Annotated in this window: 12 protein-coding genes; 9 read left to right on the plus strand and 3 right to left on the minus strand. The window is 56.1% G+C overall.

The annotated features are described in order from the left end of the window. Window positions 1–24: 24 nt before the first annotated feature. The 3 genes from TU84_RS18990 (at window position 25) to TU84_RS19000 (ending at window position 2,122) form a co-directional block, all read left to right on the plus strand. Window positions 25–384 carry a histone-like nucleoid-structuring protein, MvaT/MvaU family gene (locus TU84_RS18990; RefSeq protein ID WP_048371921.1) on the plus strand — a complete coding sequence of 120 codons (360 nt, stop codon included), beginning with the start codon at window positions 25–27 and terminating at the stop codon, window positions 382–384. Window positions 385–851: 467 nt separating this feature from the next. Then, window positions 852–1,373, plus strand: a complete 522-nt coding sequence (gloA, locus tag TU84_RS18995) for a lactoylglutathione lyase (RefSeq protein WP_048371747.1) — start codon at window positions 852–854, stop codon at window positions 1,371–1,373. A gap of 167 nt (window positions 1,374–1,540) precedes the next feature. Beyond that, window positions 1,541–2,122: a TetR/AcrR family transcriptional regulator gene (locus tag TU84_RS19000; protein ID WP_323370413.1), complete on the plus strand. Its 582-nt coding sequence runs from the start codon at window positions 1,541–1,543 to the stop codon at window positions 2,120–2,122. Between the two features lie 94 nt (window positions 2,123–2,216). Here the strand turns inward: TU84_RS19000 and ahpF are convergent, their stop codons facing one another. From ahpF to TU84_RS19015, 3 genes are all read right to left on the minus strand, one after another. Beyond that, window positions 2,217–3,779, minus strand: coding sequence for an alkyl hydroperoxide reductase subunit F (gene ahpF / locus TU84_RS19005; RefSeq protein WP_048371751.1), 1,563 nt, complete (start codon window positions 3,777–3,779; stop codon window positions 2,217–2,219). 125 nt (window positions 3,780–3,904) lie between these two features. Then, window positions 3,905–4,468 carry an alkyl hydroperoxide reductase subunit C gene (gene ahpC, locus TU84_RS19010; protein WP_016780891.1) on the minus strand — a complete coding sequence of 188 codons (564 nt, stop codon included), beginning with the start codon at window positions 4,466–4,468 and terminating at the stop codon, window positions 3,905–3,907. A 172-nt stretch (window positions 4,469–4,640) separates the two neighbouring features. Beyond that, entirely contained in the window at window positions 4,641–5,579 is a 939-nt protein-coding gene (locus TU84_RS19015) for a site-specific integrase (protein ID WP_048371754.1), read from the minus strand. Window positions 5,580–5,756: 177 nt separating this feature from the next. Here TU84_RS19015 and TU84_RS19020 point away from each other — a divergent pair, with 177 nt between their 5' ends. From TU84_RS19020 to arnC, 6 genes are all read left to right on the plus strand, one after another. Further along, window positions 5,757–6,758: a DNA-binding protein gene (locus TU84_RS19020; RefSeq protein WP_048371756.1), complete on the plus strand. Its 1,002-nt coding sequence runs from the start codon at window positions 5,757–5,759 to the stop codon at window positions 6,756–6,758. A gap of 165 nt (window positions 6,759–6,923) precedes the next feature. Continuing rightward, complete coding sequence (efeU, locus tag TU84_RS19025) at window positions 6,924–7,766, plus strand: iron uptake transporter permease EfeU (protein ID WP_048371759.1); 843 nt, start codon at window positions 6,924–6,926, stop codon at window positions 7,764–7,766. Window positions 7,767–7,774: 8 nt separating this feature from the next. Then, entirely contained in the window at window positions 7,775–8,968 is a 1,194-nt protein-coding gene (efeO, locus tag TU84_RS19030) for an iron uptake system protein EfeO (RefSeq protein ID WP_048371761.1), read from the plus strand. 16 nt (window positions 8,969–8,984) lie between these two features. Further along, a complete protein-coding gene (efeB, locus tag TU84_RS19035; RefSeq protein ID WP_048371763.1) occupies window positions 8,985–10,304 on the plus strand; it encodes an iron uptake transporter deferrochelatase/peroxidase subunit in 1,320 nt (439 codons plus the stop codon). Between the two features lie 42 nt (window positions 10,305–10,346). Next, window positions 10,347–11,171, plus strand: coding sequence for an iron uptake system protein EfeO (gene efeO, locus TU84_RS19040; protein WP_048371765.1), 825 nt, complete (start codon window positions 10,347–10,349; stop codon window positions 11,169–11,171). 481 nt (window positions 11,172–11,652) lie between these two features. Further along, window positions 11,653–12,660 carry an undecaprenyl-phosphate 4-deoxy-4-formamido-L-arabinose transferase gene (gene arnC / locus TU84_RS19045; protein ID WP_048371766.1) on the plus strand — a complete coding sequence of 336 codons (1,008 nt, stop codon included), beginning with the start codon at window positions 11,653–11,655 and terminating at the stop codon, window positions 12,658–12,660.

Consider the following 12,660-nt stretch of genomic DNA (forward strand, 5'->3'; position numbering starts at 1 on the left):
GAAGCCATGACCGGAGTAATGACCTTGTCTAGACTTGCTGAATACCGTGCTGCCGAAAAGGCCCTTCAAGAACAAATGGCTCAGTTGGAAGCCTTGAAGAATGATGCCGGACTTAAAAAAGAAATCGAGTTTGAACAGAAACTTAAAGCGCTGATGAGCTCTTACGGCAAAGGCCTGCGAGAGATTATTGCCATTCTGGATCCAAACCCTGCAGCTGCGCGCCAAACAGCAGCACCAAAACAGCGCAAGGCTCGTGTTTTAAAAGTCTATAAAAACCCGCATACCGGCGAATTGATTGAAACCAAAGGTGGTAATCACCGTGGTTTGAAAGCATGGAAAGAACAATACGGCGCAGCCACTGTTGAGTCTTGGGTACGCACTTAATGCTTTAGTAGTATAAAAACCCTGCCCGGCAGGGTTTTTTAATATCACTAAACCCAGGCATAACTAACGTGACTTACAGACAGTGTGAGGCCCGTGCAACACGCGCCGTTAAGCAAAATGTTAATAATCACTCACGCTCAATTGTCACAATGATGACCCTCGCAGAAGGCACAATAAGCCCATTTCCCGAGAACGGAGTCTCCCCGGATGAAAGGCCAAATTAACCGATGCCCTTTCACAGTTTTTTCACACGATTCATCACAGGATAGAGGCTGCTAAAGGACTAGCGCCCCATGCCCGCTTCGGCGGGCTTCTTTTTGCCTGAATTTTGCCAATTCCCCTCCCCCGCGCTCCCGCTGAACACCCCAAACAACGATCTTTTGTTGCCCGCGGGGTTCGCGCAGGCCGTCACATTCCGTATCATTCGTGCATCGACTGTTTACCCATGCATCACTTTCGGAGGGTTCATGAGCCTGCAAGAGCTGAACAACGTCCCTGGCGTAACCGCACAACCGGATAGCGCTACCCAACAATTCGTTTTCAACCACACCATGCTGCGCGTCAAAGACATCGAGAAATCCCTCGATTTCTACACCCGCGTCCTGGGTTTCTCGCTGCTGGAAAAGCGCGACTTCCCGGAAGCCGAATTCAGCCTGTACTTTCTGGCGCTGGTTGATAAAGCCCTGATCCCGGCTGACGATGCTGCCCGTACCGTGTGGATGAAGTCGATCCCAGGCATCCTGGAGCTGACTCACAACCACGGCACCGAAAACGATGCTGATTTTGCTTACCACAACGGCAACACTGACCCGCGTGGTTTCGGCCATATATGCATCGCGGTACCTGATATCGTCGCCGCCTGCGAGCGCTTTGAAGCCTTGGGCGTGGACTTCCAGAAGCGCCTGACTGACGGCCGCATGAAATCTCTGGCCTTTATCAAGGACCCGGACGCCTACTGGGTCGAGATCATTCAGCCGACCCCGCTGTAACGTTCGCACGTCAAAAAACCCATGATCGCTCATGGGTTTTTTTACGCCTGAAACATGAGCGTTGTTCAGAAGCGATCAAGCCCGTAGCATTAGATACGCCACGTATGTTGTATGGATTGAATTGGATTCAGGAGATCTGCGCCTCTATGGTACGAACACGCAAAGAGATGATCGAAGACACGCGGCACAGGCTTTTGGCAGCAGGCAGGCAAGCATTCGCGAGCAAAGGTTATGCCGAGTCCTCAATGGATGACTTCACTGCCAATGTCGGCCTGACCCGTGGAGCGCTTTATCACCACTTTGGCGACAAAAAAGGCTTGCTTGAGGCCGTCATTCAGCAAATAGACGCCGAGACGTCTGTACGCCTGCACGCCATTACCGCTCAGGCGAGCTCTACCTGGGATGGCTTTATCAATGAAAGCATCGCCTACATGGAGATGGCGATAGAGCCGGAAATCCAGCGTATTGTGCTGCTCGATGGCCCCGCAGTACTGGGCAACCCTGCCCTGTGGTCAAACCAGAACGCTTGCATTCAGGGCACCATGGAGTGCCTGGAGAAGCTGAAAAGCGAGCACGTCATCCAGGACATCGAGGTTGAAGCAACAGCCAGGCTGTTGAATGGCGCCACATTGAGCGCCGCCTTATGGATCGCCGCTGATCCACAACCACTGGCCGCACTGGAGAAAGCAAAAAATGCATTCGTCGCGCTGGCCAATGGTTTGCTGAAAGATTCAAGCCCCAAGGCGTAATCCATTTTGCACACAAACAAAAGCGCAGCCCGTGGGCTGCGCTTTTGTTTACTGAGAGGCTTTGCTAACGCAACGCGACTCTATTGCCGAGCAATCAATCCGGCGCCGAAGTGCGGATCAAGTGATCGAAAGCGCTCAGAGAAGCTTTAGCGCCCTCGCCGACCGCAATCACGATCTGCTTATAAGGCACGGTGGTCACGTCACCGGCACCAAAGATCCCGGGGATCGATGTCTCACCACGTGCATCAACCACGATCTCGCCACGCGGAGTCAGCTCGATGGTCCCTTTGAGCCAATCGGTGTTAGGCAGCAGACCGATCTGCACGAAAATGCCTTCCAGCTCGACAGTGTGCACAGCTTCTGTCGCACGGTCCTTGTAGCGCAGACCGTTGACCTTCTGCCCGTCACCGGTCACTTCGGTGGTCTGGGCATTGGTGATCACCGTTACGTTTGGCAAGCTGTTGAGCTTGCGCTGCAACACGGCGTCAGCGCGCAACTTGGTGTCAAACTCGAGCAATGTCACGTGTGACACGATGCCGGCCAGGTCAATGGCCGCCTCGACACCGGAGTTACCACCACCGATCACCGCAACGCGCTTGCCTTTAAACAGCGGGCCGTCACAGTGCGGGCAGTAAGCCACGCCACGGCTGCGGTATTCCTGCTCGCCCGGCACATTCATTTCGCGCCAGCGGGCACCGGTCGCCAGAATCACGGTCTTGGCTTTGAGCGAAGCACCACTGGCGAATTTAACTTCGTGCAGCTCGCCCGCTTTGCCCGGCAACAGCTTGTCGGCACGTTGCAGGTTCATAATATCGACGTCGTATTGCTTGACGTGCTCTTCCAACGCGGTGGCCAGTTTCGGACCTTCGGTTTCCTGCACCGAGATAAAGTTCTCGATCGCCATGGTGTCGAGTACCTGGCCGCCGAAGCGTTCTGCCGCCACACCGGTACGAATGCCTTTACGCGCCGCGTAGATGGCAGCTGCTGCACCGGCTGGGCCGCCACCGATAACCAGCACATCAAAGGCTTCTTTGGCGCTGATTTTTTCGGCCTGACGCTCAATGGCGCTGGTGTCCAGCTTGCCAAGGATCTCTTCCAGGCCCATGCGGCCCTGACCAAAGTTAACCCCGTTGAGGTAAACGCTCGGCACCGCCATCACTTGACGCTCGGTGACTTCGTCCTGGAACAGCGCACCGTCAATCGCCACGTGGCGAATGTTCGGGTTCAACACTGCCATCAGGTTCAGCGCCTGCACCACATCCGGGCAGTTCTGGCATGACAGCGAGAAATACGTCTCGAAGTTGAACTCACCTTTAAGGGAGCGGATTTGTTCAATCACTTCGGCACTGGCTTTCGATGGGTGGCCGCCGACTTGCAACAGGGCCAGCACCAGCGAAGTAAATTCGTGGCCCATCGGGATACCAGCAAAACGCAAGCTGATATCGCCGCCTGGACGGTTCAACGAGAACGACGGTTTGCGCGCATCGTTGCCGTTTTCCAGCAAGGTAATCTGGCTGGAGAGGCTGGTAATTTCTTTTAACAGGTCATGCATTTCACGGGATTTCGCACCGTCGTCGAGAGACGCAACGATCTCGATCGGCTGTGTGACCCGCTCCAGGTATGACTTCAACTGTGCTTTTAGATTGGCGTCCAACATACGGGCGATCTCCTAACTGTTTAATTCTGTGTCAAAAAAAACGCCCGAGCGAATGTCGCCCGGGCGTTTTGAGGGCGATGCTGCTGACAACTCAGGTGCGGATCACCGCCCTAGTCTTCACAGACTTAGATCTTGCCAACCAGGTCCAGCGAAGGAGCGAGGGTGGATTCACCTTCTTTCCATTTAGCTGGGCATACTTCGCCTGGGTGAGCAGCAACGTACTGAGCAGCCTTGATTTTGCGCAGCAGCTCGGAAGCGTCACGGCCAACGCCGCCGTCGTTCAGTTCAACGATTTTGATCTGACCTTCCGGGTTGATCACGAAAGTACCGCGGTCAGCCAGACCTGCTTCTTCGATCAGAACGTCGAAGTTGCGGGAGATGGTCAGCGTAGGGTCGCCGATCATGGTGTACTGGATTTTGCCGATGGCTGGCGAAGTGTTGTGCCAGGCAGCGTGAGCAAAGTGGGTGTCAGTCGACACGCTGTAGATTTCCACGCCGAGTTTTTTGAACTCTTCGTAGTTGTCAGCCAGGTCTTCCAGCTCGGTTGGGCAAACGAAGGTGAAGTCGGCTGGGTAGAAGAACACTACAGACCACTTGCCTTTCAGGTCAGCGTCCGACACTTCCACGAAGCTGCCGTTTTTGTATGCAGTAGCTTTGAACGGTTTTACTTGGCTGTTGATGATAGGCATCGTTGACTCTCCGTCAGGGTTGAAAAGTTGATGGGGTGAATCCTAACAACTCATTTCGTATCTGGCTCATTGGTAAAGCTGATGCTCACGATTGGTTTTGACTATCAGCCGACCCTATAAATAGTCAAAAACTAAATATGGACCGAATGGCCGGCTTTCAAGTTGACGTCGATCAGCTACCAATGCGTTTTTCAGCGGTCATGCTCATCCCGGCAAACGGGGTGGACTCAACATAGCGCATGGCTGACTTGATGTCTTTCCAGCCGACGTAATTCATCAGCGACTTCAAGTCCCATCCACTTTGATGCGCCCATGTTGCAAAACCGCGACGCAGCGAGTGACTGGTGTAATGTTCGGCAGAAATACCGGCGCGCTCCAGCGCCTGGCGCAGCAGCGGGATCACGCTATTAGCGTGCAAGCCCTCCTCACTCAAATTGCCCCAGCGATCAATACCCCTGAACACCGGGCCGCGTACCAGGGCTGCTGTATTCAGCCATTCGATGTAAGCCCGCACCGGGCATAGCCTCAGCAGCGCCGGGGTTTGAAAGGTCTTGCCCAGATTGTCGCGATCACTTTTGCTGCGCGGCAAATACAAGGTAATGCCTGAGCCTGCCACCGCCTGCACGTGCTCGACTTGTAAGCGACACAACTCATCGCTACGAAACCCGCGCCAAAACCCCAGCAGGATCAACGCCGCATCGCGTCGCGCGCGCAGCAGCCCCGGTTGATCCTCATTGACCTGCGCGATATTCGCCTCACTTTCAAGCCAAGCAATGACTTGCTCCAGATGCTGCAACTGTAGCGGCGCAGCTTGTTTCTCTTGGGCCGGATGCAGCGCGCGAATGCCCTTGAACACTTTGCGCACCACTGGCGACTTGGTCGGGTCGGCAAAGCCCTGGCTGTTATGCCACTGCGCAATCGCGGATAGACGCAGCTTGAGCGTGTTGATCGACAACTGCCCGGCGTGCGCAACCAGATAGCGCGCCACGCTGTCGCTGGTGGCGGGCAAAAAGCCGCCCCAAGTCACTTCGAAATGCTCGATGGCTGCCCGATAACTGCGACGGGTGTTATCGCGGGTCGCGGCGTTTAAGTAGCGATCCAGCTCGCTCATGCCCTGTTCTCTTGGTTGACGTACTGAAATAGCGCCTAACAACGGCTCAGGCGCTATAACACGGGATAATACCAGTATATCCCGCCTCAAATTCAGCAATTAAAAACGAAAATAAAGTGCTAATATAGTACGTAATTACAGGGTACATACCACAGTACATAATCGTAGGAGAATGCCATGGCTCGTGGCGGCGTAAACAAGGCGGTGGTGCAAATAGCGCGCACGGCGATACTGGCTCGCGGTGAACACCCCAGCATCGATGCAGTACGGATTGAAATGGGCAACACCGGGTCGAAAACCACGATCCACCGCTACCTCAAGGAGCTCGACGAGACTGACTCACGTCGCGGCGTGCAGCACGAACAGCTAGGTGATGAGCTGAGCGAACTGGTCGCCCGCCTCGCCCAGCGCCTGAAAGAACAAGCGCAAGAGCCGATCGACCGCGCCGAAGCGCACTACGAGCAGCTCAAAGCAGAGTTACGCGACCAACTGGCGCAAGCGCAGCAAGACCATCTGCAATTGCAGAAAGAGCTGGAGATCCAGAACACGGCCTTGCAGCAAGAAACGGCGAATCTGGAAGCCACCCGCTCCATGCTGCAAACCGAGCAAACGCGCAACGCCGCCCTCAATCAGGCGTGCAGCGATTTCGAGCTGCGCCTCAACGACCGCGACGAGCAGATCCGCTCACTGGAAGAAAAACACCTGCACGCCCGCGATGCGCTGGAGCATTACCGCAGCGCGGCCAAAGAGCAGCGCGAGCAGGAACAGCGCCGTCATGAAGGGCAACTGCAACAGCTACAAATGGAATTGCGACAAGCGCAGCAAAGCGCGCTGGTGCGTCAGGACGAAATCACCCAACTGCACCGCGATAACGAACGCGTACTCAGTGAAAGCCGCGTATTAAGCAAAGAGCTGAATCAAGCCAGCGATCAGCAGCACAAACTGAGCAACCTGAATGAACGACTGACCGCCCAACTGAGCCAGCAAGAAAGCGAACGCACATTGCTGCAAGAACGCTTGCGGGTCGCCACCCAAGAAAGCCAGGCATTAAAAGAAGCGCAAAATCAGGCCCTTGAAGCCAGCGCAGCTTTGACATTAAGAGCCCTCAAGGCGGAGGCGGCGCTGGAGACCCTCACTGCCAGCCCAAGCAACACCCCAAAAGTGGCTACCGAGAATTAACCCTTGAGCAGGCTTGCCCGTCAGCGCCAGCAACTCCACGTGCAAGCCCGCTCCCAGAACATGCGTTCAGCAACCGTTCAGCCAATGAAATCGATTCTTGTTTAGCAATACGTATCAGTATGTTACAAATTAGCCACTACTAATTCGTGACGCGGTGCTCTCTTCATGCTTGTTCCTTTTCTGATCATGCTGCGCGAGGGCATTGAAGCCGCGCTTATCGTCGGCATTATTGCCAGCTACCTTAAGCAAACCGGGCGTGGGCAGTGGATGCCCGCGGTATGGATCGGGGTTTTCCTCGCCGCAGCCTTGTCCCTGCTGGTCGGTGGCGGCCTGGAGCTGATGAGCGCTGAATTCCCGCAAAAGCAACAAGAACTCTTTGAAGGCATCGTCGGCCTGATTGCCGTCGGCATCCTCAGCTCGATGGTGTTCTGGATGCGCAAAGTCGCGCGCTCCATTAAAAGCACGCTGCACACCTCCCTTGATCACGCCCTTGCCGGCTCCAAACACCAGGTCACTGCGCTGATCGCCATGGTGTTTTTTGCCGTGGCCCGTGAAGGCCTGGAAACCGTGTTCTTCCTGCTCGCGGTTTTCCAGCAAAGCGAGGGCCCGGCAGCGCCTTTGGGCGCTCTGCTCGGTTTGATTCTGGCGATCTTTGTCGGTTTTGCGATTTACACCGGCAGCATGCGCCTGAACCTCGGCCTGTTTTTTCGTTGGACCGGGCTGTTCATTCTGGTAGTAGCGGCGGGCATTCTGGCCAACTCCGTCCAGGCCCTGCACGAAGCCGGCTTGTGGAATGCCCTGCAAGGCGTGGTGTTTGACATTAGCAGCACGCTGCCGATGGACGGCCCGCTCGGCTCAGTCCTCGCCGGCATGTTCGGCTATCAAGATGCGCCCACCGTCAGCGTGCTCGGCGCTTATGTCATTTATCTGGTCGTGGCCCTGGTGATGTTCTTTCGCTCCCCGCCCGCACCAAAGGTTGCTCAACCCTCTTCAGTGACAAACTCATAAGGTCCTGCATGTCTACCCCTGCAAGCGGTACACCCCCTCGCGCACTGCGCTGGGCGGTGGCCGGCTCGGTGATCGTTATGATCGCGGCCGGCGGTTTGTTCTATTACGCCTCGCAACTGGCCGCCGCCAAACGCAAGGTTCACAGCAATGAAATCACCGTTACGATTCACCCGCACAGCTGCGAACCGAATGAGCTGACAGTTCCGGCAGGCTTTAACAGCTTCCGCATCGTCAACGCCTCGGAACGCGCAGTGGAATGGGAAATCCTCGACGGCGTGCTGGTGATCGAAGAGCGCGAAAACATTGCCCCCGGTTTGAGTCAGGTGATCAATGCCACGCTCAACCCCGGTGATTACGCCATTACTTGCGGCCTGCTCAGCAACCCGCGCGGCAAGCTCCATGTCACACCGACCGCCGAATCTGAAGCCAAGGCCAAGGCGCGCCCATCGATGGTGGCGTTTATCGGCCCGCTGTCTGAGTTCCGGGTGTACGTGAGCAGCCAGAGCAACGCGCTGATCAAGGCGGTAGAAGCTCTGTCGCAAGCTATCAGCAGTGGCGACCTTGCCCAGGCGCAAACACTCTATGTACCGGCGCGCGAGGCTTATCAGCGCTTGGCACCCGCCGCGCAACGTTTGGGCGAACTGGACAACACCCTGAATGCCCGCGCCGACTATTTTGAAAAACGCGAGCTAGATCCAGGCTTCAGCGGCTTCCATCGTCTCGAATATGGCCTGTTTGATCAACGCAGCACCCAGGGCCTGACGCCTGTGGCCGAACAACTGAAAGCCAATGCGGCGCTACTCAAGCAGCAACTGATGGCGCAATCACTGCCGCCCGAGCAGTTAGTCAGCATCGTTTCGCGCACGCTGCACAACATGGCCGACACCCGCGCCACCAGCGGCGAAGAAGAGCGCTACAGCCATATCGACCTCAACGGTTTTGCCGCCAACCTGCAAACCACCCGCAAAGTGGTTGACCTGTTGCGCCCACTGCTGGCCAAAAACAATGCTGACATCTTGCTCAACATTGATAACGCCAGCACTGCACTCGACACCGAGCTCGACACCTTTAAAACCGCACAGGGCTACGCCACGTACGACACGGTAAGCGCCGCCCAGCGTCAAGCAATCAGTAACAAGGCCAAGGCTCTGGCCGATGCACTCGATGGAATCGATCCAGCCCTCGGCCTTTCAGGCCTGTAATGCAGACGAGACGTACATGAGCGATTCAGACAACACCCAGAATGAGATCAACCTGCAACGTCGTCGCGTACTGCTCGGCATGGGCGTCGCCGGCGCCGCGCTGGCAGGCAGCGCTCTGAGTTGCCCGGCCATGGCCGCCAGCGGTGCAGCCAATGCGCAAGTGACTCAGGCACCCAGCAGTGACAAGACCCAGGATCATCACGAGTTCCACGGCCAACACCAAAACGGCATCGTCACGCCTCGCCCGGCTGCCGGCATGCTGGTGTCCTTCGATGTACTGGCCACTGATCGCGCAGACCTCGAACGCCTGTTCCGCACCCTCAACGAACGCATCGCGTTTCTGACCAAGGGCGGCCCGGTCACGCAAGTCGACCCCAAACTGCCACCTACCGACTCAGGGATCCTCGGACCGGTAGTAACGCCTGACAACCTGACCGTCACGGTATCGGTCGGCGAGTCGCTGTTTGATGAGCGTTACGGCCTGGGCAACGTCAAGCCCAAGCACCTGATCCGCATGCAGGGCTTTCCCAACGACGCGCTGGAGCCTGCCTTTTGCCATGGCGATTTGAGCCTGCAATTTTGCGCCAACACCGCCGACACCAACATTCACGCCCTGCGCGACATCGTTAAAAACCTGCCCGACCTGTTGCTGGTGCGCTGGAAGCAAGAAGGCACAGTACCGCCGCAAGCGCCCACCAAACCGGGCGTTCCCCCGCAGAGCGCGCGCAACTTCCTGGGTTTCCGTGATGGCTCAGCCAACCCGGACTCCAACGACAACACCTTGATGAACAGCATCGTCTGGGTCCAGCCAGGCAGCGACGAACCCAAGTGGGCGGTCGATGGCAGCTACCAGGCGGTGCGCATCATTCGCAACTTTGTCGAACGCTGGGACCGCACGCCGCTGCAAGAGCAGCAAAGCATCTTCGGCCGCAACAAGGCCAGCGGCGCACCGATGGATGGCCATCACGAAACCGACGTGCCGGATTACAGCAAAGACCCCGAAGGCAAGGTCACCAAGCTGGATGCGCACATCCGCCTGGCCAACCCGCGCACCGCCGAAACCAGCAAAAGCTTGATCTTGCGCCGCCCGTTCAACTACTCGAACGGCGTCAACAAGAACGGCCAACTGGACATGGGCCTGCTGTTTATCTGCTACCAGAGCAACCTGGAAAACGGCTTTATCGCCGTACAGACCCGACTCAATGGTGAGCCACTGGAGGAATACCTCAAGCCAATTGGCGGAGGTTACTTCTTTACCTTGCCGGGCGTACGCGACGACAAGGACTTTATTGGGCGCTCGCTGCTGAATGCCGCAGCGCCCCTGACTCGAACTTGATTTCACCCCCAACCTGAACCTAAAACAAACCGGAAAAGTCCCATGAAGAAGACGCCGCTCGCACTGTTTATCGCTCTAGGTTTGCTCCACACCCCGCTCTCGGTATTCGCGGCGAATGCACCACTGGACCTGGTGCAACCTGTATCGGACTACAAGATTTACGTCACCGATGAAATCGACACGCTGGCGCAAGAAACCCAGAAGTTCACCGACGCCATCAAAAAGGGCGACCTGGCCACCGCCAAAAAGCTCTACGCACCGACCCGCGTGCACTACGAGTCGATTGAGCCGATCGCCGAACTGTTCAGTGACCTCGACGCGTCTATCGACTCCCGGGTTGATGACCATGAGAAAGGCGTGACCGCTGAAGACTTCACCGGCTTCCACCGCATCGAATACACCCTGTTCTCCGAGAACACCACCAAGGGCCTCGATGTGCTGGCTGACAAACTCAATGCCGACGTCAAAGACTTGCAAACCCGCGTTGCCGGTCTAACCTTCCCGCCAGATAAGGTCGTGGGCGGTGCGGCTGCGCTGATGGAAGAAGTGGCTGCGACCAAGATTTCTGGCGAAGAAGACCGTTACAGCCATACCGACCTGTATGACTTCCAGGGCAACGTAGACGGCGCGAAGAAGATTTTCGACCTGTTCCGTCCGCAAATTGCAGCCAATGACAAAGCTTTTGCCGACAAGGTCGACAAAAACTTCGCCACGGTTGACAAGATCCTGGCCAAGTACAAAACCAAAGATGGCGGTTTTGAAACCTACGACAAGGTCAAGGATAACGATCGTAAGGCACTGGTTGGCCCGGTTAACACCCTGGCAGAAGACCTGTCTACATTGCGCGGCAAGCTGGGCTTGAACTAAACCCGCTTGAGCAGCGCCAATCTGTGTGACGCACTTCACAAATCCGCAGATTGGCGCTGTTTTTTGCATTCGTTAAAAAAAGTCATTTTTCTGTGTAATGAATGACTTGGATCATTGTTTAAAATCGCCAAAACCCCATCCTTGTCACCCGATACATTTCCCTCACACTTTTACCCATAAAGCCGCGGGCCAAGCGCTACACGGGGTTTCCTGAATAGCACCTGTCTGCCCCCTAAAAACATGGCCTTTTGATTCAACTTTCATAGGTTTTTCACACCTCTGCGTTTAACGTAGGCGTCAGCTTTTAGGAATAACAAAAATAGTTTGTAAGAAAAATCATGTAGATAACGTAGTTTGATGACTTTACCTTCGTCAGTTTTAGGCTTTAATGCCTGCAGGCGTAATCTGTCTAGCGCGCCTGAACAGGCCGACTTCTCAGACGAGTCATCTTGTACCATTGAAACTGACTGGAACGAATAACTTGAAACCCTACCCTATCCAGTGCGTGTCGATCGTCATTCCGGTCTACAACGAAGAACAGAGCCTGCCTGAGCTGCTGCGCCGTACCGAAGCAGCCTGTGCCCAGCTTACCCAAGCTTACGAAATCGTACTGGTCGACGATGGCAGCCGAGACAAATCGGCGCAAATCCTGCAAGACGCTGCCGAACGTGAAGGCAGCCCGGTAGTGGCGGTGATCCTCAACCGTAACTATGGACAACATGCCGCCATCATGGCCGGCTTTGAAAACTCCAAGGGCGATGTAGTCATCACCCTGGACGCTGACTTGCAAAACCCTCCAGAAGAAATCCCGCGTCTGGTTGCCCAGGCAGCCTTGGGCTATGACGTGGTTGGTACTGTGCGCAACAACCGTCAGGACTCGGCCTGGCGCCGCTGGCCTTCGCGCCTCATCAACCTGGCCGTACAGCGTTCCACCGGCGTTGCCATGAGCGACTACGGCTGCATGCTGCGCGCCTATCGCCGTTCGATTGTCGACGCGATGCTGGCATGCCGCGAGCGCAGCACCTTTATCCCGATTCTCGCCAACAGCTTTGCCCGCCACACCACCGAAGTGCTGGTGCAGCACGCCGAGCGTGAACACGGCGATTCGAAATACAGCCCGATGCGCCTGATCAACCTGATGTTTGACTTGATCACCTGCATGACCACCACCCCCCTGCGCCTGCTGAGCATTATCGGCTTCAGCATGGCCTTGCTGGGCGGCATTTTCGCCATTCTGCTGATCGTATTGCGCCTGATCTTTGGCGCTACCTGGGCGGGCGACGGCACCTTCGTGCTGTTTGCCGTGCTGTTTGTGTTCACCGGCGGCCAATTCATTGGCATGGGCCTGCTGGGTGAGTACCTGGGACGTATGTACAGCGATGTGCGTGCACGCCCTCGGTTCTTCATCGAGAAAATCGTCCGCGCTGAACCGGCCACTGAAACTGCTACACCTTGCAACTCGTCTTCTTCTACTTCGACACAGGTCTAA

Origin of the sequence: Pseudomonas helleri (assembly GCF_001043025.1) — a bacterium.
GTDB classification, from domain to species: domain Bacteria; phylum Pseudomonadota; class Gammaproteobacteria; order Pseudomonadales; family Pseudomonadaceae; genus Aquipseudomonas; species Aquipseudomonas helleri.